The organism is Dermabacter vaginalis, from assembly GCF_001678905.1.
GTDB classification, from domain to species: Bacteria; Actinomycetota; Actinomycetes; order Actinomycetales; family Dermabacteraceae; genus Dermabacter; species Dermabacter vaginalis.
The window spans coordinates 1,479,003-1,505,274 of the sequence record NZ_CP012117.1 but is presented as its reverse complement, the minus strand read 5'-3'; the positions used below and the strand labels follow the sequence as shown (position 1 = coordinate 1,505,274).

Here is a 26,272-nt window from a genome sequence, read left to right as displayed (position 1 = left end):
CAGAACACAGAGAAAAAGAGGCTTGCGACCCTTCGGGGATTGCAAGCCTCTTTTCTACGCTCGCATGGTTATTGGCGCACGTTGCTCTCGGGGGTGAAGAACACGGCGCCGAGCGGCGGAACGCTCACGCGTACCGAGTAGTCGAGGCCGCCGTACGGGACCGGCTCCGCCTGGACGCGGCCAAGATTGCCCACGCCGCTGCCGCCGTAGCTCACGGCGTCAGAATTGAGAATCTCGGCCCACGCTCCGCCCTCGGGAAGCCCAATGCGGAAGGCGCGCCAGGGCTCGGGGGAGAAGTTGATGATCGCGACAACGGGATTTCCTTCGCGGTCGTAGCGCGCGAATGCCACGAGGTTGTGGCCCGCGGCATCGGCATCGAGCCAGCGGAATCCCGCGCCCTCCTGATCGAGCTCAAAGAGTGCCGGGTAGGTGCGCTGCACGCGATTGAGGTCGCGCACGTAATCATTCACGCCCTGGTGAAGCGGGAAATCAAGCAGCCAGAACGGGAGGGCCTGGTTTTCGTTCCACTCCGTACCTTGCGCGAAGTCGCAGCCCATGAAGAGAAGCTGCTTGCCAGGGTGCGCCCACATGAGGCTCAAGTAGGCGCGCAGATTCGCGGCCTGCTGCCAATCATCGCCGGGGGCCTTCCGCAAGAGCGGGGCTTTGCCGTGCACGACCTCGTCGTGGGAGATCGGCAGAATGAAGTTCTCCGAATACTGGTAGACCATCGCGAATGTGAGCTCGTGGTGGCGGTACTGGCGGTAGATCGGATCCTGGCCGAGGTACTCGAGCGTGTCGTGCATAAAGCCCATGTTCCACTTGAAGCCGAAACCGAGACCACCCTGGTCAGTGGGCTTCGTGACGCCCGGGAACGACGTGGACTCCTCGGCAATCATCGTGATGCCGGGAGCACGCTTGTACGCGGTCGCGTTGACCTCCTTGAGGAAGTCGATCGCCTCAAGGTTCTCGCGCCCGCCGTATTCGTTCGGGATCCATTCGCCTTCGTTGCGTGAGTAGTCGAGGTAGAGCATCGACGCCACGGCATCGACGCGGAGGCCATCAACGTGAAATTCCTCGAGCCAGTAGCACGCGTTCGCGACGAGGAAGTTACGCACCTCGGTGCGGCCGAGATCAAAGATGTAGGTGCCCCAATCAGGGTGTTCACCCTTGCGCGGATCGGCGTGTTCATAGAGCGCGGTGCCGTCGAAGCGGGCGAGCGCCCATTCATCCTTCGGAAAGTGCGCGGGAACCCAGTCCATGATGACGCCGATCCCGGCCTCGTGGAGCGCGTTGATGAGATAGCGCAGGTCATCGGGGTGGCCAAGACGCGAGGTCGGCGCATAGTAGCCCGTGACCTGATAGCCCCACGAGCCGCCGAAGGGGTGCTCGGCAAGCGGAAGGAACTCGACGTGCGTGTATCCCATGCCCTTGACGTACTCCACGAGAGGCTCGGCAACATCGCGGTACGAGGTGTAGGGGCGCCACGAGGCGAGGTGCACCTCGTAGATCGACATTTGCGATTCGAGTGGGTTTTTCGCGGCACGTTCGGCGAGGAACGCATCATCGCTCCATTCGAAATCCGAGTCGACCACGACGCTGCCCGTTGCGGGCGGGACCTCGGCGAGCCGCGCCATCGGGTCGGCCTTCTCGCGCCACACCTTGTCGGCGCCGAGGATGCGGAACTTGTAGACCGCGCCCGCGCGCACGCCAGGCAAGAAGATCTCCCACACGCCCGAATCGCCGAGCGAACGCATCGAGGTGCGGCGGCCATTCCAACCGTTAAAGTCGCCGATCACCTGGACGGCGGCGGCATTCGGGGCCCACACGGTAAAGCTCGTGCCCTGGATACCGTCGAGAGTACGCACGTGTGCGCCGAGCGCGCGCCACAGCTCTTCGTGGCGGCCCTCCCGAATGAGATGCAGATCGAAGTCGCTGATGGTGGGGAGGAAACGGTAGGGATCGTCCACGATTTCCGTGCCGCCGCCCGGCCACGTCACGCGCAAGCGGTGCAGCACGATTGGTGAATCGGGGGCCTCGAAGGCGCCGCTAAAGATGCCGTTGTACTCGTGGGCGAGCTCAATCTCGAGCCGCTCACCATTCTCGAGCCGCACGAGGGCTTCGACCTTGTCGGCGAACGGCTTGAGAGTGCGGATCGTGTACCCGCCCTCGTACTCGTGAAGGCCGAGGATCGAGTGCGGCGAATAATACGAGCCGGTCGCGACCGAGCCGAGTTCGTGCTCGCTCGCGGGGAGGAGGGGAGTCGTTGCGCTCATGTCTATCTCCTTTGGTGACGGCGCTCAGTAGCGAATAACGCGGAGGATATGGGCGGGGCGGTAGTCGGCGCTCAGCTCGACGTAGTTGTCGCGATCCCACAGGAATTGCTCGCCCGTGAGGAGATCTTCGACCATGTAGTCGGAGTGGATGTTGAGCGCCTCGGTGTCGATGTGCACCCACGTCGACGTGCCGCCCTGCGCCTCGGTCATCGAGACGACGATGATCGTGTCATCCAGACCGTTCTCGGTGTCTCGGCCTTCGACGTGCTTCGAGAACACGAGCACGCGGTCGTCGTCGGAGCCGTGGAAGCGGGTCGTCGTAAGAGTCTGAAGCGCAGGGTGGGCCCGGCGAACCTCGTTGAGGCGAGTGAGGAGCGGCTCGAGCGAACGACCCGAGTTCAATGCGCCCTCGTAGTCGCGAGGCTTGTATTCGTACTTCTCGTTGTCGATGTTCTCCTGCGCCCCCGGCCGCGGCGCGCTCTCCACGAGCTCGAAGCCGGAATAGATGCCCCACGTGGGCGAGAGGGTGGCCGCGAGGATCGCGCGGAGGCGGAACGCGTTCCAGCCGCCATTCGACATAAACGGCGTCAAGATGTCGTGAGTCGTGGGCCAGAAGCTGGGGCGCATGTAGTGCGCGGAGGCCTTGAGCTCCTCCATGTACTCGCGCAGCTCCTCGGGGCTGTGGCGCCACGCAAAGTACGTGTACGACTGGTGGTAGCCAACCTTCGCGAGCGTGTGCATCATTGCCGGCTTCGTGAACGCCTCGGCGAGGAAGAGCACTTCGGGGTGGGTTTCGCGGAACTCCGCGAGAAGCTCCTCCCAAAAACGCACGGGCTTGGTGTGCGGGTTATCCACGCGGAAGAGGGTCACGCCGTGAGAGATCCAGTACTCCAGCACATCGCGGATGGCGTTGTAGAGCCCCCGGTAGTCGGTGTCGAAACTGAGCGGGTAAATATCCTGGTACTTCTTCGGGGGATTCTCCGCGTACGCAATCGATCCGTCCGCACGCACAACGAACCACTCGGGATGCTCTTTCACCCACGGGTGATCGGGTGAGCACTGGAGCGCGATATCGAGGGCCACCTCCAGCCCGAGACTCTTCGCGTGCGCAACAAAGCGGTCGAAATCCTCAATTGTGCCGAGGTCGGGATGGATGGCTTCGTGGCCGCCGTCGGAAGAGCCGATCGCGTAAGGCGAGCCCGGATCTCCCTCGAGTGCCTCGAGCGTGTTATTGCGACCCTTGCGGTGGGTCGTGCCGATCGGATGGATTGGGGTGAGGTAGGCAACGTCAAAGCCCATGCGTTTGATGCGCTCGAGTTGCGGGAGAGAGCTTTCGAAGGTGCCGGAGACCCAGCCACCCCGCTCGGGGTCAAAGCGCGCGCCTTCGGACCGCGGGAAGAACTCGTACCACGAGCCGTAGAGTGCGCGTTCGCGCTCAACGCGCACCGCGATTTTTGTGGAGCGCGTGGGCCAGCGACGCAGGGGGTACTCGGTCATCGCCTCGTACATATCGGCGGCGATCGCGGGGGCGATGCGGGCCGACGGATGCAAGCTCGTGTTGGTGAGGGCATCAATCGCCGCTTCGAGGCGCGCCTTATGGGCTTTCGGCCTTTTCTTCTTGGCGATCTCGGCAAGCGCGGCGCGCAGCACGATCACGCCTTCGGCGCACATGAGTTCCTCATCGATGCCCGCGGCGATTTTGACCTCGGCGTTATGGGCCCACGTGAGATACGGGGCGTCAAACGACTCCACGCGGTAGGACCATTCCCCTTCGCGGTCGGGGCGGAAGCTGCCTTCCCAGTGGTCGAGACCGGGGTTCGTGCACACCATGGGGGAACGCAGTGTCTCGCCCTCGGGGTCGGTCACGAGAAGCTGCATGCCCATCTGATCGTGGCCTTCGCGAAAGCTCGTGGCGTGCACCCGAACGCGCTCACCCACGACCGCTTTGACGGGGAAGCGACCGCCGTCGACATTCGGTGAAACGGACGTGATCGGGATGCGCCCGATTCCGGTGGTCATCGCTGCTTTCGCCCTCGTGGCCATTGTGCCTCCCAAACTCGGCCCGGTCGTGATCTGCGCCTCAAAGTTTATCGGGATGCGCTGGGAGATTGTCGGCACATTCCGCCTGCGATGTGGACGAGCGCCAACCGTTGGACTGGACCACGACGAGCGTGGGCCCATCGAGGTGGAGACGCTCGTGTTCGACGTCGAGGCGTGCACCGCCGAGCGAGGAGTCGAGGGCGATTCGAAGCGGGCCCGCGCCCCAGGCGCTCGCGGGCAGTTGCACCTCTCGTGGGCCCTGCTCGTTGCTCATGACCACCACGGTGAGACCGTCGCGGTGAGGAATGGCAATGCTCAAATGGCGGCGCTCGGGATTGAACCAGTCGGCGTGGCCCATGGGGGAGGCATCGCCCTTGAGCCACGTGATACCTCCCGAGTCGCGATCCTTGAGGCTCGCTTCGTCGAAGAAGGTCGAGGGGCGAAGAGAGCTGAGCAAGTGGCGCACAGCGATGGCCTGTTTTGTGAAGGTGAGGTGGCGCTCCACTCGCTCGTTTGACTCCCACGAAAGCCACGTGAGAGCGCTGTCGTGGCAGTAGGCGTTGTTGTTGCCCGCTTGCGTGCGTAGGCGTTCGTCGCCGGCGGTCAGCATGGGGACTCCCGCGCTTGTGAGGAGCGTTGCGAGAAGGTTGCGTGCGCTTCGATCTCGCACTGCGTCCAGCGCGGTATCGGGGCCTTCGGTGCCGTGGTGGAACGAGCGATTGTTATCGGTGCCATCCCGGCCGTCCTCACCGTTGTCGACATTGTGTTTGTCGTTGTAGGTCGTGAGATCGGCGAGTGTAAAACCGTCGTGCGCGGTCACGAAGTTGATGGACGCAAGTGGCGAGCGCATCGAGCGGCCTCGGGGAAGGTCGTGCGGATCAGCCCGGCGGAACACATCCGCGGAGCCCGCGAACCGCGTGGCGAGGTCGCGAATATACGGGTGCTGCGGAGCCCCGTGCTCGCTCAGCTCCCGATTGCTCGAGAGCCAAAATCCGCGTATGTCGTCCCGGAACGAATCGTTCCACTCGCTCATGCCTGCGGGGAAGTTCCCCGTTTGCCAGCCGAAGCTGCCCACATCCCACGGCTCCGCGATCAGCTTGATGCCCGCGAGCGCGGGGTCGGTACGCATCGCGGTGAGCAGCGGGTGCCGCGGGTCGAAGCCGTGGTCAGTGCGGGCGAGGGTCGTCGCGAGGTCAAAGCGGAAGCCGTCGACTCCCACGGTGTTGGCCCAGAACCTCAGCGAGCGCATGACGAGGTCGACGACGTAGGGGCTGCGTGCGTCGAACGTGTTGCCCGTGCCCGTGAAATCGGCGAGGTGACCTGAATCCTGCCAGTAGTATTCGCGCGCATCGAGCCCGCGGAAGGAAACGGCGGGGCCATCCTTAGCGCCTTCGGCCGTGTGGTTGTAGACAACGTCGAGGATCACTTCGATCCCAGCGGCATGAAGGGCGTTCACCATGTCTTGCACTTCGGCGAGCACGGCGCCGGGGCCCATCTCGCGTGCCGCTTTGGTCGCGTACCGCGGGTTTGGCGCGAAGAAGCTGAGGGTGTTGTATCCCCAATAGTTTGTGAGGCCGAGGCGCGTGAGGTGAACTTCGTCGAGAGCCGCGTGGATCGGGAGAAGTTCGAGGGCGGTGATACCGAGATCGCGTAAGTAGGTGGTCGACGCCTCGTGGGCGAGCCCGGCGTAAGTACCGCGCAGCTCGGGCGGGAGGTGGGGATTGAGTTTTGAGAAACCGCGCACGTGCGCTTCATAGATGACGGTGTCGCGAAGCGAGGTGCGGGGGCGCAGTGAAGGGTCGAAGCGTTCGGGGCTCACGCGTGTGACGACGGAGTGGATCGCTGAGGCAGCATTGTCGTGCGGGTCGAGTTGGAGGGGTTCGACGGGACGCAGCCCCGAGTCGACCGTATGCGCGAACATCGATTCGAGAAGAGAGGAGGCGTGGTCGATACCGTGGGCGTAGGGGTCGATGAGGAGTTTGTTCGGATTGAACACGAGGCCCTGCTCGGGAGCCCAGGGGCCGTGGGCGCGCAGACCGTAGTGCGTGCCTTCGGTGAGCCCCTCAACAGCACCCCAGTGCACTCCCGCATCAACGTGGGGGAGCGGGATGCGGCGCTCATCCCCTCCCTCGAATATGCATAGGTCAATTCGCTCGGCGCGCGGGGCGGGGATCGAGTAGGTTCCGACGCCTGCCGCGTTCACGGTGAGGCCGGGTGTCGTGGGGGGAGGAGGAACGGTCACGGCAACATTGTTCCAGACTTCCGCTGTTTGCCGTGTTTATGACGTGCGTTGGAGGGCGGTTCGGTATTGTCGAGGCGTGGTGCGCGCCTTCGCGCACGAGTGATCGATTGGGAAGCGGCAAAAGAGGTACGTACATGAGTGTGAATGGTGGGGCTCCCGCGCCGCGTCCGGTGGGCGAGCAGCCAGGGCGTACGCGTACATTCCAGCCAGAAAGTCCCGTACTCGGGCCAGCCGAGCGCGAGCGGGCGGCGCATATCGTCCAGAGCATTGCCCGCGTGTTCGGCTCGCGCGTTGTGGGCCAGGAACGCTTGAGGCTTGCACTTTTGACGAGCCTCGCAGCTGGCGGCCACGTGCTCCTCGAATCCGTTCCCGGTCTCGCGAAGACGACCGCGGCACAGGCGCTCGCGAGTGCGATCGGCGGCTCGTTCCGCCGTATTCAATGCACGCCGGATCTCATGCCGAACGACATTATTGGTACCCAGATCTTCAATTACGGTACGGGCGAGTTCACGACCCAGCTCGGCCCCGTGCACGCGAACATTGTGCTCCTTGACGAGATTAACCGTTCGAGTGCGAAAACCCAGTCGGCGATGCTCGAGGCGATGCAGGAGCGCCAGACCTCGATCGGCGGCGAGGTGTATCCCCTTCCGCACCCGTTCATGGTGCTCGCGACCCAGAACCCGATCGAGGAAGAGGGCACCTACGTGTTGCCCGAGGCGCAGATGGACCGCTTCCTCATGAAGGAGATCCTCACCTATCCGAGGCCCGCGGAAGAGCATGAAATTCTCGACCGCTCGACATCGGGCACGCTCAGCGCGCCGAAGAGTGTGCAGCCGAGCGTGAGCCTCGACGACATTGAGTTCCTCCAGCGAGCTGTTGATCGCGTATACGTGGATGCCGCGGTCAAGCGCTACATCATCGACCTCGTCTTTTCGACGCGTGGCTCCGGCCCGCGCCCCATTCAGAACCTTACGCAGTCGGTGCGCGTAGGCGCCTCGCCCCGTGGCTCGCTCGCCCTCATGCGCGTCGCGCAGGCGCACGCGCTCGTGGAGGGGCGCGACTACGCCACTCCGGACGATGTGCGCGCGCTGCGCTATTCGGTTTTGCGCCACCGACTCGTGCTCACCTTTGATGCGCTCGCGAGCGGAATTACGCCCGAGACGATCATCGACGCGGTTTTCTCCGCGGTTCCGCTTCCGTAGGGGCCGCTTTGGCGTCGCTTCTCACGAGGGTCAAGGCCAAGGTAGAGATCACGACCACCAAAAAGGTGCGTGGTCTGATCGCTGGTCGTGGTCGCTCCCTGTTCAAGGGCAGTGGCGAGGATTTCGACGACCTGAAGTACTACCAGCCGGGTGACAAGATCTCGGATATTGATTGGAAGGCAACCGCGCGAAGCGGCGAGCCTCTCATTCGCCAATTCAACGAGGAGCGCGTGCGCTACCTGTGCGTGATTGGCGATACCTCGGGTGCGATGGCAGCGAATGCCGCCGATGGCACAGTGAAACGCGATGCGCTTGTGACCGCGGCCGGTGTCCTGTGCTACCTCGCGCACGCGAACGGCGATCTGGTGGGCCTAGTCGCGGGCACCCCCGGCGATCAATTGCAGCTGCCTGCGCGCTCCTCGCGTGGCCACCTTGAACTTCTTTTGCGCACCCTCCAAAAGAACACGGTCCTTGGCGGAGCTCCCGCGAACGTCGAGTGGGCGCTCACGCGCGCCTTGCGTCTCACGCGCCGCTCAAGCCTCATGCTCCTGATCACCGATGAGGCGAACCCGGGCCCCGAGTGCGAAGGTGTGCTTCGCCGCCTCATGACCCGGCACGACGTGCTCGTTGTGCGCATTCGTGACGCCGACCCACTCGGTCGCGTTGACCTCGAAGCCGACATCATTGACCCGGGTTACCCCCGCGAGATTCTGCGCCACACGCGAACGGTCGCGGCCGTACAAAAAGAAGCCGATGCCTTCCGCGAAAAACGTGAAGCCGAGATCACGGCGATGCTCGATTCACTCGGGATCGTCCACACTCTCACCGACGGCGACGACCACGTTGTCGACGACATGATCGAGATGTTCCGCAGGCAGGGGGCGCGCCATGGACGGCCTTGAGATTATTGACCCACCCCAGTATTCGATCGCGTGGCTCATTCTCGCCGTGCTGTGCGCGCTCATGATCATCGCGCTCATCCTTACGCTGCTTCGGCTCACGAGATGGCTCGTGGAACGTCGCGCCTACGCAAAGCGTCCCGGCGCGACCGATGCCCTCAAGGCCGAGTTCCTCCGCGCGATCAATGCCATCGGCGAGAAAGTCGAGGCAGGCACCATGAGCGCCCGTGATGGCCACCGCGAACTCGAAGCAGTTCTGCGCGTTTTTGTGCTCCGCAGCGAGGGGCTCGATATTCGCCAAGAACCCCTCGAGAGAGTCGTGCTCGATCCCCGCACGGCAACCGTCGGAACTCTCCTCACCCGCACGCACGAAGCCGGATATGCGCGTGAAAGCCGCACGCGCCTTTCTGAAAGCCTTCACGCAGCGAGAGCGGTGGTGCGCGCATGGTCATGAGTTTCTGGTGGCTGACCTGCCTGCTTCTCATCGCGGGCCTCATCGCTTGGGCCCTCGCGTACCTCAACCGACGCGTAGTGCGACATCGCGCGCTTTTCGTGGGAAACACGAGCTACCTCGACCAACTCCCAAGCGTGCGCCGAGCCCAGCGCGCCTCGCGCGTTCTCCGCCTCGTGAGCGTGGCACTCGCGGGCACACTCGTGCTCACGGGGGCGCTCCTTTCGGGACGCCTCGCGAGTGAGCGCGTGGAAACTCCCTCGTTCAAGAACCGCGACATCGTGCTGTGTCTCGATGTTTCCGGCTCGATGCTGCCCTATGACCGCGAAATCCTCGAGAGTTACCTCAAGCTCGTGGAGGGCTTTAAGGGGGAGCGCGTGGGCCTGTCGGTGTTCAACTCGACCTCACGGACAGTTTTCCCGCTCACAAATGACTACGGCTTGATCCGCCGCGAGCTTAAGCGAGGGATCGACGCGCTCAAATACAATCCCGTTGCCCACCGCATGGGTACGGCGCAATACAGCGAAGAAGACATCGAGAAGTTTTGGGACTTTATGGGCGGTACCTACGATGAAACATTGCCGCCCTCGCTTATCGGCAATGGTCTGGCCTCATGCGGGCAGCTCTTCGATCACGCGGAAGAGGAGCGCTCTCGCTTCGTGGTGGTCGCGACCGACAATGAACCGGGAGGCACGGGCATCTACGAAACTCCCGCTGCGGTCGACACCCTTATCAACAGGGACATCACGATGTGGACGTTCTACCCAGGAGCGACCTCATGCACGGGTAACTGCGCGCAAGAGCTACAGAGCGAGACCGAGCGTTCGGGCGGAAAATTTTGGGCCTCGGGCGATCCGGGAGCGATCCCTTCGATCATCGCCGAGATTCAAAAGGCGCAAGCTGCCGACATGGGCGCGATTCCGCGTGTGATCCGCACCGACCACCCGGCACTGTTCTTCACGATTTCTCTTATCGGGCTGCTCGCCATGATCGTCGTGGGATGGAGGCAGCGATGAACCTGGGAATCCACCCGATCATGCCGTGGTGGGCGATCGTACTCATCTTCGTGCCGAGCGTGAGCGCATGCGCCGTTCTTCTCGGCGTTCGCAAGGGTTCGCGCCTCGATTGGCTGCGACGTCTTCTCATGGTGCTCGCACTCGCCGTCGTGGCCCTGCGCCCCGTGACTGGCGATGAAGCGCTCAGTACGCAGCGCCTCAACGCCAACGTCATCTTCGTCGTGGACCTCACGGGCTCGATGAGTGCCGAGGATTTCGATGGCTCGAAGCCGCGCCTCGACGGGGCTAAAGCCGACATGAGGCGAATTATGGACGGCATGGAGGGCGCGCGATTCTCGATTATCACGTTCGATTCGAGTGCCTCCGCGCAACTTCCACTCACGACCGATGCCGGTGCTGTCAAGGCGTGGATCGACACGGCACGTACCGAATTGACGGCCTATTCGCGAGGCTCCAACGTGGACCGCCCGCGCGGAGCGTTGCAGAAACTCGTGGACCAAACGCGAAAAGACGATCCTCACTCGCGCCTGCTCGTGTACTTCTTGAGCGACGGCGAAAACACCGACAACAAAGAATCCGAACCGTTCGGGGCGCTCGGTGGGAAGCTCGATGGCGGGGCGGTCCTGGGGTACGGTACCCCCAAAGGCGGGCCTATGAAGGCCGTTGGCGGCGAGAACGACGGCGAATACATCAAGGACCCCTCGGGTGGCCGCGGCCTTTCGAAAATAGACGAAAAGAACCTCAAATTTATCGCGCAGCAGATGGGCGTGAGCTACCTTCACCGCACGGGCGGAAACGACGGCCTTGAAGGCACGTGGAAGAACCTCAACCTCACGCTCATTGACACGACCGAGGAGCAGGCCGTTCCGAGTTTTGAAGACTGGTACTGGATCGCCTCGATCGCCTTTACGCTGTTGGCGATCTGGGAGCTCGCAGAGCTGACTCTCCGCCTGCCCAAGACCCTGAGTCGCGCAGATGTGGCTCGTGCCGGAAGGAGATAGCCATGGTGAAGAACAGGCACGATGCTCCAAAGCTCACGTGGCGAGAGCGCTTAGGCCTTCGCCGTTCGGCCCGTCAGGGCCGAAACTTCGGGATTGACCGTTCACGATTTCGCTCATTGCGGATCATCGGCGCGCTCCTGATCGCGATCCCCGTGCTCGTGCTCACCGCGGGTATCGTGCGCTTCGTTTCGATGCCGCTGACCCAGGCCTGGGCGCTTGGGGCATATTCGAATGAACACTACGAGGACGCGAGGGACCGTCTAGGCCCAGTCGAGAAGGTCAATCTCTTCGAGCCCTACCTCCCGCACCTCACCAAAGGCACCGCATACCTCCGTGAGAACAAGTTTTCTGAGGCGCGAGGAGAGCTTGAAAAGGCCTTGAGCGAGTGGACGACGGGGATGGACCTCAACAAACCGCCGCATGCCGAGTGCAAGATCCGAAATAACCTCGCGGTGGCGATGGCGGGCGAGGCACGGGGTGTGAAGGACCCAGGCGAGCGCGGGGATCTTCTGTATTCGGCAGAAGAGGTTCTTGCGCCGTGTCAAAACGGCGGTAGTGCCTCCGATTCAAATGAGGACAAGAGCTCGACCGGCAAATCGGGCGAGCAGATCGAAGAAGAACGCAAAGAGGCCGACCGCGAGGCCGGCAAGGAAGAGCGCGAGGGGCCGAGCGACAAAGGGGAGAACGACGAGGAGAACCCCGAAAACGACCCCAAGAAGACCGACCCTGACGGTGATGGCAAGGACGGCCAGAGCCCCACGCCTGACCCCGAAGAACAGAAGAAGCAAGAACAGCTCAAGAAACAAAACGGCGGCGACGATCCCTCGAATGGTGAGGGCGACGACGGCGGCAAGGGCGACGACGAGGGAGTAACGAAGCCATGGTAGAAAGCCGCGTGTATCTCGATCACGCCGCAACAACGGCGATCCGCCCGAGCGCACTCGAGGCATACACGGAGGCTGCCCGCACGCTCGGCAACCCTTCGAGTCAGCACGCGTCGGGCCGCCGCATACGAGGGATTTTTGACGACGCCGTGGCGGAGATCGCGGATGTGCTCGATGTTCCGCGCAGTTGGATCATCATGACCTCGGGCGGCACGGAGGCCGATAACCTTGCTCTGCGTGGGATCGGCGGACGCGTCGTGGGGCTTTCGACGGATCACCCCGCGGTCGTGGACACCGTGCGTGCGCTCGGTGGGGAGCTTGCGCCGGTGGATTCCGACGGTCGCCTTGATCTTGCCGCGACCGAAAAACTTCTTGCGGCCGTCGAGGGTCGTGAAGCCGCAGCCCTTGTGAGCGCTGCCCTCGTGAACAACGAGACGGGCGTAATTCAGGATCTCGAGGCTCTCGCCGAGATTGCTTCGCGTTACGGAACAGTGGTGCATACCGATGCCGTGCAGGCCATGGCGCACATGGCACCGCCGGATTTCTCGAAGATCCCGCTATGTTCCATCACGGGCCACAAGATCGGCGCGCCCGTGGGTGCGGGCCTTCTCGTTGCAGACCCCTCCGTGAAGCTTTCCGCGTTCGGCACGGGCGGTGGCCAGCAGCGCGGGATCCGTTCAGGCACTCTCGACGCGCCCCACGCCGCCGCGCTGGCGGTGGCCCTGCGCGAGAGCGCCGAGGAACGGAAGGCTCGTGGCACTGAGCGCGATGAGCTCGCCGAGCTCTTGCGGGAGAGCATCCGCGAGATGGACCCGCGGGCCCACTTCACGGCCGAAAATGCGCCGCGATCCCCGCACGTGATCCACGTGTGCTTTGAGGGTGCGGATCAGGATGCGATCCTGTTTCTCCTCGACCAGGAGGGCATTGATTGTTCTGCGGGTTCCGCGTGCCACGCGGGCGTCACACAGGCCTCCCACGTGCTCACCGCGATGGGGTATTCCTCTCGCCTCATGCGCGGCGCGATCCGATTCTCACTCGGCTGGACGAGCACGAAGGCGGATGTGGAGGCGCTCGTAAGGGTTCTTCCGGGCGTTCTTGAGAAGGCACGCGCGGTTGCCTCGAATGGTGGAAAATTTTCGTGAGATGCCCCGCGCATCCCGTGTGCGCGTGGCCTGGGCTTTGTACAGTGGAGGGCGTTTTCGAGATTTTCGAGCGAAAGGTGCGAGGTGAAGGTTCTTGCCGCGATGAGTGGCGGCGTCGATTCGGCCGTAGCCGCGGCGCTTGCCGTTGAGCAGGGGCATGACGTCGTAGGCGTCCACATGGCGCTCTCAAAAAACCGCGAACAGACCCGCAACGGCTCGCGCGGTTGCTGCACGGTCGAAGATGCCTCTGATGCCCGCCGCGCGGCCGACCACATTGGGATTCCGTATTACGTGTGGGATCTTTCGAACGACTTCCACGACCTCGTGGTGGAGGATTTCCTTTCGGAGTATTCGCGCGGCCGCACCCCGAATCCGTGCGTGCGCTGCAACGAACGCATCAAATTCGCGGCCCTCATGGACCGTGCTCGTCTTCTCGGCTTTGATGCGGTGTGCACGGGGCATTATGCCTCGGTGCGAAACGAGGGGCCCGGTGGGGCGCGCTCGCTCCACCGGAGCGCCAACATGCACAAGGATCAGAGCTACGTTCTTGCCGTCATGGGGCCCGAGGGTCTCGCGCGCTCGGTTTTCCCGCTCGGCGACTTCGCCGACAAGGCCGAGGTGCGCGCCGAAGCGGACCGTCGTGGGCTCGGCGTGGGCCACAAGCCCGATAGCTACGACATTTGCTTCATCCCCGATGGCGACACGCGCGGTTTTCTCGAGCGCGAGCTCGGTGCGCAGCCAGGCGAGATCGTGGATGTGGATGGCCGCGTGCTTGGCGAGCATTCGGGCACGTATGGCTACACCGTGGGCCAGCGCAAGGGCCTCAACTTGGGCCGCCCGGCCCCCGATGGCAAGCCGCGCTACGTTCTCGACGTGAAGCCCGACACGCGCCAGGTGATCGTGGGGGCGGCGGAACTGCTCTCAACGCGCACGCTCATGGCGAGCGAGGTCGTGCCGTTCGAAGATCTCGACTCCGGGCGCGAGGTCGAGGCGCAGATTCGCGCGCACGGGGAGGCGATCCCGGGCGTGATCACGGATGTTGAGCCTGGCGACGACAGCGCGAGCGCAATCGCGGGTCTCACGGTCGAGCTTTCGAGGCCGATTCGAGGTGTCGCCCCCGGGCAGACTCTCGTGCTCTATTCGGGCGATCGCGTGCTCGCCTCGGCAACTCTCGACTCACGCGCATGACAGTGCACGAGGGAGCGCCTTCTTCGCTCCTCACGCTTTTTTCCGACGGAACCTTCGCTCTGAGCGAGGCCACGTCGACATCCGTCGCCGGGCCGCTCTTTGCGCGCTTTGAGCGTATGCGTTCCCTACTCGGCTCGAGCCTCGAGGAAGGAATCGAGGCCGAGCCGTCGCTCGCGCTCGGTGGCGAGGGCCCGTTCGATCACGTGCTCCCCGCGTCCCTTGCGATGCTTCCAGTTTCGGGAGACCTCGCGCCCTATGGTTGGCGGATCGGTCCGGGCGAAGGCACACGATGGCGCGCTAACCGCGACGCGGCCTTTGCGCGTCTCGACGCGGCCCGTCTTGCTTTTTTCGAATATGAGGGCCCGTTGAGCCTCGTGCGACTCGGGCCCGTTTCGTGCGCCTCTTCGGTGTTTATGGCCTCCGGCGAGCTCGCGCTCGCCGATGCGGGACTCGTGCGCGAACTTCCCACCCTCATTGCCGAGGGCATCGGCGCGGAGGTATCTGTGCTGCGCGAACGGGTACCCGGCGCGCGGCCGCGCGTCATGCTCGATGAGCGAGGCGCGCTCAGGGCTGTCGAAGGCCGTGTGCGCACGGCTTCCGGTTATCGTTTCCATCGCGCCATTGGCCGCGCGGCGCTCACCGACCTTTTCTCGGCGTGCGTGACCGGAGCCGCTGAACGCGGGATCGCCACGGAAGAACTCACGCTCGCTGTTGACGCGCGCGTGGGCATCGTGCGTGCGGCGCTTGACGCAGGCGTGCGAAGCGTTGCCGTTGACCCACTCTCGCGGGACCTCGCGGCCGTTGGCGGAGCGTGGGAGGCCCTCGCCGAGGCGCGTGAGAAGGGCGTTGAGCTTCGTTTTTTGACGACGGCGGGTGCGGTTGAGGCGTCGATGAGGCACGTCCTCGCCGCGTGGCACGAGCTTGGCTATGCACCCCAAGAGGCGCGGGGCTTCGCTTTCGCCGTGACAAGGCGCCGGGCCGCTGACCCCGCGCGCGAACAAGGCGCTTCGGCCTTCGTGCGGTCGTGTGACATGGACGAGATCATGCACGCCGCCCCCGCGTTCGCCGAGCGTGTGAGCGACTAGCGCTTTCCACTCACCGGGGATTGGCTCTCTTCCTCATCCTTGTGGGGCAAAAGGAGCCACGCGAGAGCCCCGAATACCACGAGAATCGCCACGAGGATGATGACGCTCGGAATTGCCCCTTGCGGCATGAACAAGAGCGGAACGAGGGCAAATACGACGAGCGCGGTCGCGAGTCCGAAAACGAGCGCGAGCGTGCCGAGCACCCGCCTGACAGCACGCCCGCTCGCGTGCGCGTGAGCGGGGGAACGCGCAGCAATAGCCCACAGGGAATGCGACGCGAGCAAGGAAGCCGCGAGGCCGATCGACGCGGCGATCGAGAGCGGCGGTGAGGCCCACAGCGCGAAAAGCCACGCGGCAAACGTGAGAAGCCCCGCTTCCGAACCGGGCTGGGCGAGCTGAAGCAGGTTCAGCACGGCAAGCGCGATGAACGGGAGGATGAGCCCCATCGTGAGTGGAGCAGCGAAGTTACTCGTGGCTTCGCACGCGACGAGCAGCGCGGCGGCGAACTGGCACGCGAGCGCGCCAAGCCTCGCGCACCACTGGGCAGGTGCGACCGAGCGAAGAAGGTCGATCGCGTCGAGCAGGCGATCGGTGAGGTGACGAATCACAGCGCCTCCTCGAGCGTGAGTACTGGGATCCCGCGGCGTTCAAGGTCGGCGATCACGAAGCGCCGTTCAAAACCGCGAATCACCCACGCTTCGTCCCACAGGTGCGGATCCTCGAGGCCATCGATGCGCCGCATTGGTGTACCCGTGAGTCGCGAGGTGTCGGTGAGCTCGGCGGGGAGCGTATCGATGATCGTGAGGTCGGCGCCATGCGCGCGCATGAGGCCGATCTGCTCAATGAACTCCTCACTGAGAAGGGGGGTACACGCGATGGTGAGTGTGCCCGACCGGAGACGTGGAGCTCGACGAAGGCGCGGGGACACGGCATCTTCGCGCGAGAGACGCGAGAGCGCTTCGAGGATGCGCCTCATCTGGCGCTCACCCGTGCCAAAGGGGATCGACCCGATCAACGCTCCCGCGTCGTGGATGCCCACGCGGTCCCCGAGGGCGAGGTAGTGGCGCGCGAGAACGGTTGCCGCTTCCACGCTCATATCAAGGCTCGAGGCGCGCCCGTCGCCGGGTTCGGCGCCGATCGGGCGGATGTCAGCCATCGTGTCGACGACGATGAGAACGTCGGTGTCCCGCTCGGAAAATGTTTCGTTCGTGTGGAGGATGCCGCGGCGTGACGTCACGCGCCAGTTGATTTTGTTGAGACGGTCGCCCGGGCGGTAGCGGCGAATGTCGGCGAGCGCCGTGCCTTCCCCCTTCGTGCGAGACGCGTGTGGACCGCTCACCCCGAGAACATGCGTGAGTGCCAGAGTCCTCGGCTTCGCCGTTGCGCCCGCAACCGCGGAAATTTTGCGCGCTTCGTGGCGCTGGTGGCGTCGGAATGCCCCGAGCGCATCCGTTTCCTGCACCGTGAACGGGCCAAACTCGTGCGTTCCCCACACCCGCGCTTGTGCGCTCACGCGCGCGGTTTCGAGATCGGTTGTGACCGCCCAGCGCGGCGAGTATTCGAGCCCGCCCTTCATACGCGCGCCCACGGTCACAAGCATGCCGCGCGCACCCCGGGCGGTCGCGGTGACGCTCTCGCCCTCGTTGACTTTGGCCTCCGCGGCCTCGAGCGTTGCCGAAGTGTTGGTGCGAGGGCGAAGGGCGTGTGCAACCGCGATCCACGCGAGAAGCACGCATCCCACGAGCAGCGCATCGAGCCGCGAGCCGAGAACGCCGTAGAGCACGAAGGCCGCCGAAGCGAGCACCGCGCGCGTGTAGGCCTGAGTTCTGTGCATGCTCAGGCAGCTGCCTCAGGTGCGTCGATGCGTGTGAGGATCGAGTCGATTACGCTCGCGCAGGAGATGTTTTGGAGCCACAGTTCGGGCCGAATCACCACGCGGTGTTCGAGGCACGCGTGGGCGAGAGCCTTGATGTCTTCGGGGATCACGAACTCGCGGCCATTGATGAGCGCGAGGGCACGCGCACTCTGGATGAGGGCGAGGGAACCACGTGGAGACGACCCCATTGCGGTATCGCTGTGCTCGCGAGTTTCACGCACGAGCGCGACCGCATAGCGGCCCACGGCTTCGCTCACGTGGATTGCTTCGACCGAGTGCTGGAGCTTCTCCAGCTCGCCGGCCGCGAGCACGCGCTCAACGTCGATGGTGTCCTCGCGGCGCTCGATTCGACGCGCGATGACGTCCCATTCGTCGTCCGCGCTCGGGTAGCCGAACGTGAGGCGCATGAGGAAGCGGTCAAGCTGGGCCTCGGGTAGGGGATAGGTGCCTTCGGTCTCCACGGGGTTCGCTGTCGCGAGCACGTGAAAGGGGTGCGGGAGCGCGTGGGTTGTGCCCTCGATGCTCACCTGGCGCTCCTGCATAGCCTCGAGGAGGGCGGCCTGGGTCTTTGGGGGCGTACGGTTGATCTCGTCGGCGAGCAGCAGGCCCGTAAACACGGGGCCTGGGCGGAATTCGAACTCGCCCGTTTTTTGGTTGAACACCTCGGAGCCCGTGAGGTCGCCCGGAAGAAGGTCAGGCGTGAACTGGGCGCGCCGGAACTCGAGCCCGAGCGCGAGGGCGAACGACCTAGCCGTGAGGGTTTTGCCGAGGCCCGGATAGTCCTCGAGGAGCACGTGGCCACCCGCGAGGATGCCCGCGAGGAGCTTTGTGAGGGCCTCACGCTTGCCCACAACGGCGCGCTCGGCCTCATCGAGGATCCGCGCGCTGAGTTCGGCGGCCTCGCGGGGGGTGAAGATGTTGGTCATGGCCTCTCCTTGGCGTGGGTGGCGGGGGCGGTGAGTCGTGTGTATTCGTGTTCGAGGTCGCGCAGCGCCGCCACGAGTGCGCGTCGCGTGAGCCGTACTCGTGGGCCTCGCGAGCGCGGGGAATCGGTGGGGGATCCGGCTTCGTGGGCAAGGGCGATGAGGTCCGACGTCTGCTGCGAGAGCGCGAGGTTTTCCCCGCGCGAGGCGGCGAGCGTGTCGAGTTCGTGAGCGATGCTCGCGAGGTACGTTGCGGGAAGCCGCGGGCCCTGCCGCTTCGTTTCAATTGTGCGGAAGAGGTCGTCCTCGATGCGCCGCACGCGGCGATCTTTCGCGGCCTCAAGCTCAGGGGTTGCGCGGTAGAGCGCGCGCGGGAACTCGGGAGAGGTGCTCCCTCCGAATCCCGCGGCGTTAAGTTCTCGCACGAGCAGGGCACCGAGAACGAACACAAGAGCATAGGCGAGGTTGAGGCGAACATCCACGAGGTGCAGCGCGAGGACGATCGCCACCGTTGCCGCTGTCGTGAGCGCGAAGGTGAGCACGAGACGTTTCACGAAGGCCCACCTCCGGTGCGGCCGAGTGTGAGCTGTTGGCTCAGCAGTCGCAAGAGGTCGCGTGCTTCCTCGAGAACGGCGGGTGGCGTTTCGTGATTCGAGTAGCGTTCGGCGCGGTAGAGCTCGGCGAGGCGCGCGAGGTGAGAGAGGTCGAGGCCCACGGGGCCCACGACGCGCTGCACGAACTCGCTTGAGGTTTCGTAGGAGTGGCGGCCGTGTCCCTCGGCCGTGAGGCGGCCTTCGATCGCGAGCCAGGCGGCGACGATGGGCTTATCGTCGCCGGTATGGTGCTCGAGCGCCGCCGCAGCATCCTCGAGCGATGCGGCAACGGTGGAGGCCTCGACCTCGAGCGGTGTCTCGTCGACGTCGGTTTCCGGGGTGAGGGCGCGTCTCGAATGCCACGCGCGAAAGGCCACGCGTGCGACGACGATGAGGAGGCACAGGCCTGCGAGTGCGAGAAGCACCCACACGATAATCTCGAGGGCGGGGCCGAACGGACCTTTCCCCTCGGGTTGATACTGCTCGAAAGTGCCCGAGATTTCCGTATTGGCGTGTGGCGTTTCGCTCGTCTCGTTTTCCCGGTGGAAGACATCGAGGGCCGAGGGGCCAGCGCCTATGTCCACGAGCGGCGGCATGTGCGCGGCCGTTGCACACCCGAAGAGAAGGGCGCAGGCAATCGCGATGAGCGCGGGAAAAAACCGCTCGACTTTCATCGCGGATCTCCCTCCACCTCGCGCTCCATGGTGCGTTCATGGCACGGCAATATACGTCCCGAAATCCTATACCGGAGCCCTGAAGGGGATGCTCGCACCGGCGATCGTGTGAAAAGCTTGAGGGGGAAACGTACGCGAGACAGACACGCGAGGAGAGGCGATGAACCACAACGGCTGGGCCTTTGGCGATGACGCGCCCATGACGGCGCGTCTCACGACTGCCTTCGCCTTCACCGCGGCCGCGGGCCTCTCCATACTCTTCACGATCGTGTGGCTTCTCAGTGATGGTCTCAGTGCCGACATCTCGCTCGGCGGGCTCATCGCCCCACTCATGCTCGGAGTTTTTATTGCGGTCGCCGGTGCTGTGTATGACGTGACGCTTCGGCGTTTGCCGTTTGCATGGATGTGCGTTGTTGTCGCCGTGAGCGTCCTTGCGCTCGCGCTCGTGGGTGCGGCAATCTTCGAGCTCACCACGGACCAGAGGTATTCGCTTTCGTCGTTTGTGTTCCTCATCGGTGTACCCGTGTACGGTGCTCTCGCGTGGGCCGTGTTCGCTCTCTGGCCTGCGCCAAAGAAGCAAGAGCCGCGGCTCTTTGGTCCGGGCGAGGACCGGGGCGACTGGCGCGAAGAGTTCATTCGCGCCGCACGCGTGCGCGGGGATCTCACAGACAAGCGCATCGAGGCGCTCGCAGACGACGCGTACGCGCGCGCCGAGGCCGCGCACCGGAGCGTGGGGGAGGAGTGCGGCGATCCCGTGCGCTACGCGCGTAGCCTCCCGAAGGATCGCGCGACGGCCGCAAAGCGCAAGCTGTACTTCCAGCTTGCCCTCGTGGTGCTCGCCGGTATCGTGCTGACCTTGAACCTGGGCGGTGAGGCAAAGAGTGCCTTCGGCACGGGAGCGCTCATCCTGTGGCTCGCGATCTTTGTGGTGGGTTCACTCTCTTCGTTCTTCCTGTGGCGAAAAGCGAAGCGCGAGCAGGAGGGTGAAGCGGAGCGGCCCGTAGACTGAGCGCGTGAGTACCGAGCAGACACCGAGCACGAACGCCTCAGACATCGCCGCATCTGCCGACCGCGCCGAGATCACCACGCTCGAGGCTGAGGGGCGCATTCTTGACCTGCGCGAACGCCTCGCCGCGGCGCGCGTCGAATACTACGAAAACGACGCGCCGATCATGGCTGACGGCGAATACGACGCCCTCGAACGGGAGCTTAAGGATCTCGAGGAGGAGTACCCCGAGTTTGCGAGTGAAGAATCGCCCACACAAACCGTAGGCGGCGCGGTTGCCCAGGGCTTCGCCTCGGTGCCCCACATCGAGCGCATGATGAGCCTCGACAACGCCTTCAGCCTCGACGAGATTCGCGAGTGGGCGAAGCGCTGCCAGGAGGATGCGCCCGAAACGCCCCAGTTCCTGACGGAGCTCAAGATTGACGGCCTCGCCATTTCGCTCGTCTACGAAAACGGCACACTCGTGCGCGGCGTGACGCGCGGCGACGGTCGCGTGGGCGAGGACGTCACCGCGAATGTCAAGACGATTCGCAACGTGCCGCACACTCTGAGCACCGAAAAGCCTCCCGCACTTCTCGAAGTGCGCGGCGAGGTGTTCTTCCCGATCGACGAGTTCGAAAAACTCAATGAGGAGCGCCGCGAGGCGGGGCTTCGCGAGTTCGCGAATCCTCGCAACACCGCCGCGGGATCGCTTCGCCAGAAGGATTCCTCGATCACGGCCTCACGCGCCCTCGAGGTGTACGTCCACGGAATCGGCGCGCACGAAGGCGCCGTCGGATACCCCGAGAGCCAAAGTGAGGTCTACGAGATGCTCGCCTCGTGGGGCCTTCCCACCTCTCCGCACTTCGAGGTGCTCGACTCGCTCGAACAGGTCACGCAGTACATCGAGCGGGCGGGGGAGAAACGCCACGACTTCGAGCACGATATCGACGGCATCGTCATCAAAATCAACGACTTCGCGCACCAGCGAGCCCTTGGGGCGACCTCGCGCGCACCGCGCTGGGCCATCGCCTACAAGTACCCTCCTGAAGAGGTCACGACAACGCTGCTCGACATTCAGGTTGACGTGGGCCGAACTGGTCGCGTGACCCCCTTCGGCGTCATGGAACCCGTCAAGGTCGCAGGCTCAACGGTCGCGCGCGCGACGCTCCACAACCAATTCGATGTCGAACGAAAGGGCGTGCTGATCGGCGACACGGTCATCCTGCGCAAGGCCGGCGATGTGATCCCCGAGATCCTTGGCCCAGTCGAAAAGCTCCGCGACGGAAGCGAAAAACCGTTCGTCATGCCGAAAAACTGCCCGAGCTGTGGAGCAGAGATTCGACCGGAGAAAGAGGGTGATAAAGACTGGCGTTGCCCCAACCAGAAGGATTGCCCCTCCCAGGTCACCGGCCGCATCGCGCACGCCGCGAGCCGCGGCGCCTTTGACATCGAAGCGCTCGGTGACGAGTCCGCGATCGCCCTCACCGATCCCGATAAGCGCCGCGCCGAAGCCCTCGCCTCTCTCAAGGCCGGCCACGCGCTCTACCTCCCGGTACTCACGGAAGAGGATTTTGCGAGCGATGCCTTCGTGACGCTCAAGAATGGCATCGCTACAGACGACATCGACGGCGTTCCCATGCTCCGCATCACCGACCCCGAGGATCCGCGCATCCCCGCGCCCCAAGACGGCGTCGTGCGTACGGGGGAGAACCTCTTCGAGATCACCCCCGAGGACCTGCGCCATGTCACGGTTTACCAGAGCGTTCGCCGCGACGGTGAGGAAACGGGCGATTGGCGCACCGTGAGCGCTTTTTGGAACCGCCCGCAGTGGCGCTACTACAAGTCCAAAAAATCCTGGAGCCTCGTGAAGCCGGCGACCGTCGGAAAAACCACCGAGGTTCTCATGAGCGAACTTGACAAGGCTAAATCGGCGGGGCTCTGGCGGGTGCTCGTGGCACTTTCGATCCGCCACGTGGGTCCGACGGCTGCCCGCGCTCTCGCGACCGCCTGGGGTTCCATCGACCAGATCGCGAACGCGAGCGTCGAGGAGCTTTCTGAAACCGATGGTGTGGGAGAGACGATCGCAAAGAGCGTCAAAGCCTTCTTCGAAGAGGAATGGCGTCGAGAACTCGTGGAAGCGTGGAAGCGCTCGGGCGTGGTGATGGTCGATGAATCCGCGAGCGGGATCGAGAAAACCCTCGAGGGCCTGACGATCGTCGTGACCGGCTCACTCGAAGGCTTCACGCGCGATGGCGCGAAAGAAGCGATCCTTCAGCGTGGAGGGAAGGCTTCGGGAAGCGTTTCAAAGAAGACGAACTACGTCGTCGTGGGAGCAAACGCAGGTTCGAAAGCGGCCAAGGCCGAGGAACTGGGAATCACGATCCTCGATGAGGAAGGTTTCACATCGCTCCTCGAGGGTGGAGAAAACGCCTTGGCGTAGCGCCTAGAATGGATGCCATGCCAGCAATGAGTTCTGAAGAAGTCGCACGCCTGGCGTCCCTCGCTCGCATCGAGCTCACCGACGACGAAATCGCACGCTTCGCGGGCGAATTCGACGCCATTTTGGACGCGGTTGCGTCCGTGAGCGAAGTGGCGAGTGAAGACGTCCCGGCCACAAGCCACCCGATCCCCATGACCAACGTGTTCCGCAAGGACGAGGTCACCGAAACCCTCACGCAAGAAGAGGCTCTTTCCGGTGCGCCCGAAGCCGCCGACGGCCGCTTTGTCGTTCCGCAGATCCTGGGGGAGGAGTAATCGATGACTGACCTTGTGAAGCTTTCCGCCGCGCAAATGGCGAAGGGCCTCGACAGCGGCGAGTTCAGCGCGCGTGAACTGACCGACGCGCACCTTGCACGTATCGAGTCCGTCGAGCCGAAGCTCAACGCCTTCGTGACCGTGACGGGCGATGATGCACGCGCAACCGCCGACGCCGTCGATGAGGCGCGCGCCAAGGGCGAGAGCCTCGCGCCGCTCGCGGGCGTTCCCGTCGCCGTGAAGGACGTCGTCGTCACGAAGGGCACCCAGACCACGGCCGGTTCGAAGATCCTCGAAGGTTGGATCCCGCCGTACGACGCAACGCTCGTGGAGAACCTCAAAGAGGCGAGGCTCCCGATCCTTGGCAAGACCAACATGGACGAGTTCGCGATGGGCTCCTCGACCGAGACGAGCGCCTACGGCAACACCCACAACCCCTGGGACCTCGACCGTATCCCCGGCGGCTCGGGCGGCGGTTCCTCCGCGGCCATCGCCGGTTTTGAAGCTCCGCTCGCGATCGGTACGGACACGGGCGGCTCGATCCGCCAGCCCGCGGCTGTGACCGGCACCGTTGGCGTGAAGCCCACCTACGGTTCCGTGTCGCGCTACGGCCTCATCGCGATGGCGAGCTCGCTCGACCAGGCCGGGCCGTGTACGCGCACGGTCGAAGATGCCGCGCTTTTGCACGAGGTGATCGGCGGTTACGATCCGAAGGATTCGACCTCGATCAAGGGCGGCTTTGGCAACTTTGTTGAAGCCGCGCGCACCAAGGACATCAAGGGAATGCGCATCGGCGTCATCGAAGAGCTCGAGGGCGAAGGCTTCGACCCGCTCGTGAAGCAGCGCTTCGAAGAATCGCTCGCGCTCCTCGAGAACGCGGGTGCTGAGATTGTTCGCGTGAGCTGCCCGAACTTTAAGTACGCGCTCGGCGCCTACTACCTCATCATGCCTTCGGAGGCGAGCAGCAACCTCGCGAAGTTCGACGGCATGCGCTTTGGTTTGCGTGTCGTTCCCGAGGATCACCCGACTGCCGAAAAGGTCATGGCCGCCACACGTGGCCAGGGCTTTGGTGCGGAGGTCAAGCGACGCATTCTGCTCGGCACCTACGCGCTTAGCTCTGGCTACTACGACGCCTACTACGGAAGTGCCCAGAAGGTGCGCACCCTCGTCCAGCGCGACTTTGCCGCGGCCTTCGAAAAGTGTGACGTTCTCGCCTCGCCGACCGCGCCAACTGTGGCCTTCCGCCTCGGTGAGAACACCGACAACCCCCTCAAGATGTATCTCAACGACATCGCGACGATTCCCGCGAACCTCGCGGGCGTCCCCGGCCTCTCACTCCCGAGCGGCCTCGCCGAGGATTCGATGCCCGCGGGCTTCCAGTTCCTCGCCCCCGCGATGGGCGATGACCGTCTCTACCGCGCCGGTGGGGCGCTCGAGGCGCTGCTCGAAGAGTCCTGGGGAGGGCCGATCCTGAACAACGCTACGGCCCTGGAAGGAGGCGCCAAGTGAACGCCTACACCGACATCGAGCCTCTCGACTACGACGAGGCGATTGAGAAGTACGACCCGGTCCTCGGCATCGAGGTCCACGTCGAGCTCGGCACGGCAACCAAAATGTTCGACGGCGCGCCCAATGTTTTCGCCGCCGAACCCAACACGGCCATCACCCCGGTCTCGCTCGGTCTTCCGGGCACGCTCCCGGTCGTGAATGAGAAGGCCGTCGAGTACGCGATCAAGATTGGTCTCGCGCTCAACTGCTCGATCGCCGAAAACTGCCGTTTCGCGCGTAAGCAGTACTTCTACCCCGACCTCACGAAGAACTTCCAGACCTCGCAGTACGACGAACCGATCGCGTTTGACGGTTACGTTGACGTCGAGCTCGACGATGGCGAGATCGTGCGCGTGGACATTGAGCGCGCGCACATGGAAGAGGACGCCGGTAAGAACACCCACATTGGTGGCACGGGCCGTATCCAGGGTGCGACCCATTCGCAGGTCGACTACAACCGCGCGGGCGTGCCCCTCGTGGAAATCGTGACGCGACCGATCCCGAACACAGGTGGCCGCGCACCCGAGGTCGCCGCGGCGTACGTGCGTACTCTCCGCGATATTTTCCGCACCCTCGAGGTTTCGGAAGCCCGCATGGAACGCGGCAATGTGCGTGCCGATATCAATGTGTCGCTTCGCCCCTCGCCAGAAGCTCCGCTTGGCACGCGCACCGAGACGAAGAACGTGAACTCCTTCCGCTCGATTGAGCGCGCCGTGCGCTTCGAGATCGGCCGCCAGGCCGGTGTTCTCGAAAGCGGCGTCGAGGTGATCCAGGAAACCCGCCACTTCCACGACGACACGGGCCACACGAGCCCGGGCCGCGTGAAGAGCGACGCCGAGGATTACCGTTACTTCCCGGAACCGGACCTCGTTCCCGTGGCGCCGAGCCGCGAATGGGTCGAGGAACTGCGTGCAGCACTTCCCGAGCTTCCCGCGGCGCGCCGCCGCCGTTTGCTCGGCGAGTGGGGCTTTACCGATCTCGAGATGCGCGACGTGATCAATGCCGGCGCGCTCGACCTCATCGAGGGCACCGTCGCTGCAGGCGCGAAGCCGCAGGCTGCGCGCAAGTGGTGGATGGGCGAACTCGCCCGCATCGCGAAGGAAGCGGAAAAGGAACTCGAGGAGCTTTCGGTTACCCCGAAGCAGGTCGCCGAACTCGTGTCGCTCGTCGAAGGGAAGAAGATCAACGACAAGATCGGCCGCCAGGTTCTCGCGAAAGTTCTCGACGGTGAAGGTGATCCCGCCGCGATCGTCGAGAGGGACAACCTTGCGGTTGTTTCCGACGACTCGGTTCTCGAAGGCGCCGTCGATCAGGCGATTGCCGACAACCCCGACGTGGTCGAGAAGATCAAGGGCGGCAAGGTCCAGGCGATCGGCGCGCTCATCGGCCCCGTCATGAAGGCCACGCGTGGCCAGGCCGACGCCGGCCGCGTCCGTGAGATCATCATGGACAAACTTGAGGTGGGGTAGAAGGCAGGTAATATAGGTAGTACG

The 26,272-nt window shown here is 64.2% G+C and carries 22 protein-coding genes; 14 read left to right on the top strand and 8 right to left on the bottom strand.

Annotated features, from left to right (window positions below; genetic code table 11):
* Positions 1–68 precede the first annotated feature (68 nt).
* The 3 genes from glgB to glgX form a co-directional block, all read right to left on the bottom strand.
* Positions 69–2,273, bottom strand: coding sequence for a 1,4-alpha-glucan branching protein GlgB (gene glgB / locus DAD186_RS06550; protein WP_065248007.1), 2,205 nt, complete (start codon positions 2,271–2,273; stop codon positions 69–71).
* A 24-nt stretch (positions 2,274–2,297) separates the two neighbouring features.
* Positions 2,298–4,292, bottom strand: a complete 1,995-nt coding sequence (locus tag DAD186_RS06545) for an alpha-1,4-glucan--maltose-1-phosphate maltosyltransferase (RefSeq protein WP_236886220.1) — start codon at positions 4,290–4,292, stop codon at positions 2,298–2,300.
* 61 nt (positions 4,293–4,353) lie between these two features.
* Positions 4,354–6,555: a glycogen debranching protein GlgX gene (gene glgX / locus DAD186_RS06540; protein WP_236886219.1), complete on the bottom strand. Its 2,202-nt coding sequence runs from the start codon at positions 6,553–6,555 to the stop codon at positions 4,354–4,356.
* A gap of 134 nt (positions 6,556–6,689) precedes the next feature.
* Between glgX and DAD186_RS06535 the strand changes: the two genes are divergently transcribed.
* From DAD186_RS06535 to DAD186_RS06495, 9 genes are all read left to right on the top strand, one after another.
* Complete coding sequence (locus tag DAD186_RS06535) at positions 6,690–7,757, top strand: AAA family ATPase (RefSeq protein WP_065248005.1); 1,068 nt, start codon at positions 6,690–6,692, stop codon at positions 7,755–7,757.
* Positions 7,758–7,765: 8 nt separating this feature from the next.
* A complete protein-coding gene (locus tag DAD186_RS06530) occupies positions 7,766–8,659 on the top strand; it encodes a DUF58 domain-containing protein (RefSeq protein ID WP_065248004.1) in 894 nt (297 codons plus the stop codon).
* Positions 8,646–9,110: a hypothetical protein gene (locus tag DAD186_RS06525; RefSeq protein ID WP_065248003.1), complete on the top strand. Its 465-nt coding sequence runs from the start codon at positions 8,646–8,648 to the stop codon at positions 9,108–9,110. Before DAD186_RS06530 ends, DAD186_RS06525 begins: the two co-directional genes overlap by 14 nt.
* On the top strand, positions 9,101–10,123 hold the full coding sequence (locus tag DAD186_RS06520) for a vWA domain-containing protein (RefSeq protein ID WP_065248002.1): 1,023 nt from the start codon (positions 9,101–9,103) through the stop codon (positions 10,121–10,123). The genes DAD186_RS06525 and DAD186_RS06520 overlap by 10 nt, the downstream gene beginning before the upstream one ends.
* Positions 10,120–11,124, top strand: coding sequence for a vWA domain-containing protein (locus DAD186_RS06515; protein WP_065248001.1), 1,005 nt, complete (start codon positions 10,120–10,122; stop codon positions 11,122–11,124). Before DAD186_RS06520 ends, DAD186_RS06515 begins: the two co-directional genes overlap by 4 nt.
* Before the next feature lie 2 nt (positions 11,125–11,126).
* Entirely contained in the window at positions 11,127–12,011 is an 885-nt protein-coding gene (locus tag DAD186_RS06510; RefSeq protein ID WP_065248000.1) for a hypothetical protein, read from the top strand.
* A complete protein-coding gene (locus tag DAD186_RS06505) occupies positions 12,005–13,150 on the top strand; it encodes a cysteine desulfurase family protein (protein ID WP_065247999.1) in 1,146 nt (381 codons plus the stop codon). Before DAD186_RS06510 ends, DAD186_RS06505 begins: the two co-directional genes overlap by 7 nt.
* A gap of 84 nt (positions 13,151–13,234) precedes the next feature.
* The gene (gene mnmA / locus DAD186_RS06500; RefSeq protein ID WP_065247998.1) at positions 13,235–14,338 is read left to right on the top strand and encodes a tRNA 2-thiouridine(34) synthase MnmA; all 1,104 of its coding nucleotides are present in this window, start codon (positions 13,235–13,237) and stop codon (positions 14,336–14,338) included.
* Positions 14,335–15,423, top strand: coding sequence for a hypothetical protein (locus tag DAD186_RS06495; protein WP_065247997.1), 1,089 nt, complete (start codon positions 14,335–14,337; stop codon positions 15,421–15,423). The genes mnmA and DAD186_RS06495 overlap by 4 nt, the downstream gene beginning before the upstream one ends.
* On the opposite strand, the gene DAD186_RS06490 is transcribed toward DAD186_RS06495, so the two are convergent.
* From DAD186_RS06490 to DAD186_RS06470, 5 genes are read right to left on the bottom strand one after another with little or no spacing between them, the layout of a single operon-like run.
* Positions 15,420–16,031, bottom strand: coding sequence for a hypothetical protein (locus DAD186_RS06490; RefSeq protein WP_065247996.1), 612 nt, complete (start codon positions 16,029–16,031; stop codon positions 15,420–15,422). The genes DAD186_RS06495 and DAD186_RS06490 overlap by 4 nt on opposite strands.
* Positions 16,028–17,257, bottom strand: a complete 1,230-nt coding sequence (locus tag DAD186_RS06485) for a DUF58 domain-containing protein (RefSeq protein ID WP_065247995.1) — start codon at positions 17,255–17,257, stop codon at positions 16,028–16,030. Before DAD186_RS06485 ends, DAD186_RS06490 begins: the two co-directional genes overlap by 4 nt.
* Positions 17,258–17,259: 2 nt before the next feature.
* On the bottom strand, positions 17,260–18,225 hold the full coding sequence (locus tag DAD186_RS06480) for an AAA family ATPase (RefSeq protein WP_065247994.1): 966 nt from the start codon (positions 18,223–18,225) through the stop codon (positions 17,260–17,262).
* Positions 18,222–18,776, bottom strand: coding sequence for a hypothetical protein (locus DAD186_RS06475; protein ID WP_065247993.1), 555 nt, complete (start codon positions 18,774–18,776; stop codon positions 18,222–18,224). Before DAD186_RS06475 ends, DAD186_RS06480 begins: the two co-directional genes overlap by 4 nt.
* A complete protein-coding gene (locus DAD186_RS06470) occupies positions 18,773–19,489 on the bottom strand; it encodes a DUF4129 domain-containing protein (protein ID WP_065247992.1) in 717 nt (238 codons plus the stop codon). The genes DAD186_RS06475 and DAD186_RS06470 overlap by 4 nt, the downstream gene beginning before the upstream one ends.
* Before the next feature lie 160 nt (positions 19,490–19,649).
* Here DAD186_RS06470 and DAD186_RS06465 point away from each other — a divergent pair, with 160 nt between their 5' ends.
* The 5 genes from DAD186_RS06465 to gatB are packed head-to-tail and all read left to right on the top strand — an operon-like array spanning position 19,650 to position 26,248.
* Positions 19,650–20,498 (top strand): hypothetical protein, encoded by an 849-nt coding sequence (locus tag DAD186_RS06465; RefSeq protein WP_065247991.1) that lies wholly within the window; start codon positions 19,650–19,652, stop codon positions 20,496–20,498.
* A gap of 4 nt (positions 20,499–20,502) precedes the next feature.
* Positions 20,503–22,917 carry an NAD-dependent DNA ligase LigA gene (gene ligA / locus DAD186_RS06460; protein WP_082991118.1) on the top strand — a complete coding sequence of 805 codons (2,415 nt, stop codon included), beginning with the start codon at positions 20,503–20,505 and terminating at the stop codon, positions 22,915–22,917.
* A gap of 17 nt (positions 22,918–22,934) precedes the next feature.
* Entirely contained in the window at positions 22,935–23,231 is a 297-nt protein-coding gene (gatC, locus tag DAD186_RS06455; RefSeq protein WP_065248772.1) for an Asp-tRNA(Asn)/Glu-tRNA(Gln) amidotransferase subunit GatC, read from the top strand.
* A gap of 3 nt (positions 23,232–23,234) precedes the next feature.
* A complete protein-coding gene (gatA, locus tag DAD186_RS06450; RefSeq protein ID WP_065247990.1) occupies positions 23,235–24,740 on the top strand; it encodes an Asp-tRNA(Asn)/Glu-tRNA(Gln) amidotransferase subunit GatA in 1,506 nt (501 codons plus the stop codon).
* Positions 24,737–26,248 (top strand): Asp-tRNA(Asn)/Glu-tRNA(Gln) amidotransferase subunit GatB, encoded by a 1,512-nt coding sequence (gene gatB, locus DAD186_RS06445; protein ID WP_065247989.1) that lies wholly within the window; start codon positions 24,737–24,739, stop codon positions 26,246–26,248. The genes gatA and gatB overlap by 4 nt, the downstream gene beginning before the upstream one ends.
* Positions 26,249–26,272: the final 24 nt, after the last annotated feature.

What these genes read in the sequence shown, in the direction of transcription:
- DAD186_RS06485 (WP_065247995.1), bottom strand. Translation starts at nt 17,257, where the DNA reads ATGCACAGAACTCAGGCCTACACGCGCGCGGTGCTCGCTTCGGCGGCC.
- DAD186_RS06505 (WP_065247999.1), top strand. Translation starts at nt 12,005, where the DNA reads ATGGTAGAAAGCCGCGTGTATCTCGATCACGCCGCAACAACGGCGATC.
- gatA (WP_065247990.1), top strand. Translation starts at nt 23,235, where the DNA reads ATGACTGACCTTGTGAAGCTTTCCGCCGCGCAAATGGCGAAGGGCCTC.
- DAD186_RS06535 (WP_065248005.1), top strand. Translation starts at nt 6,690, where the DNA reads ATGAGTGTGAATGGTGGGGCTCCCGCGCCGCGTCCGGTGGGCGAGCAG.
- DAD186_RS06545 (WP_236886220.1), bottom strand. Translation starts at nt 4,292, where the DNA reads ATGACCACCGGAATCGGGCGCATCCCGATCACGTCCGTTTCACCGAAT.
- DAD186_RS06470 (WP_065247992.1), bottom strand. Translation starts at nt 19,489, where the DNA reads ATGAAAGTCGAGCGGTTTTTTCCCGCGCTCATCGCGATTGCCTGCGCC.
- gatC (WP_065248772.1), top strand. Translation starts at nt 22,935, where the DNA reads ATGCCAGCAATGAGTTCTGAAGAAGTCGCACGCCTGGCGTCCCTCGCT.
- glgB (WP_065248007.1), bottom strand. Translation starts at nt 2,273, where the DNA reads ATGAGCGCAACGACTCCCCTCCTCCCCGCGAGCGAGCACGAACTCGGC.
- DAD186_RS06510 (WP_065248000.1), top strand. Translation starts at nt 11,127, where the DNA reads ATGGTGAAGAACAGGCACGATGCTCCAAAGCTCACGTGGCGAGAGCGC.
- DAD186_RS06465 (WP_065247991.1), top strand. Translation starts at nt 19,650, where the DNA reads ATGAACCACAACGGCTGGGCCTTTGGCGATGACGCGCCCATGACGGCG.
- DAD186_RS06515 (WP_065248001.1), top strand. Translation starts at nt 10,120, where the DNA reads ATGAACCTGGGAATCCACCCGATCATGCCGTGGTGGGCGATCGTACTC.
- DAD186_RS06480 (WP_065247994.1), bottom strand. Translation starts at nt 18,225, where the DNA reads ATGACCAACATCTTCACCCCCCGCGAGGCCGCCGAACTCAGCGCGCGG.
- DAD186_RS06495 (WP_065247997.1), top strand. Translation starts at nt 14,335, where the DNA reads ATGACAGTGCACGAGGGAGCGCCTTCTTCGCTCCTCACGCTTTTTTCC.
- DAD186_RS06525 (WP_065248003.1), top strand. Translation starts at nt 8,646, where the DNA reads ATGGACGGCCTTGAGATTATTGACCCACCCCAGTATTCGATCGCGTGG.
- DAD186_RS06520 (WP_065248002.1), top strand. Translation starts at nt 9,101, where the DNA reads ATGGTCATGAGTTTCTGGTGGCTGACCTGCCTGCTTCTCATCGCGGGC.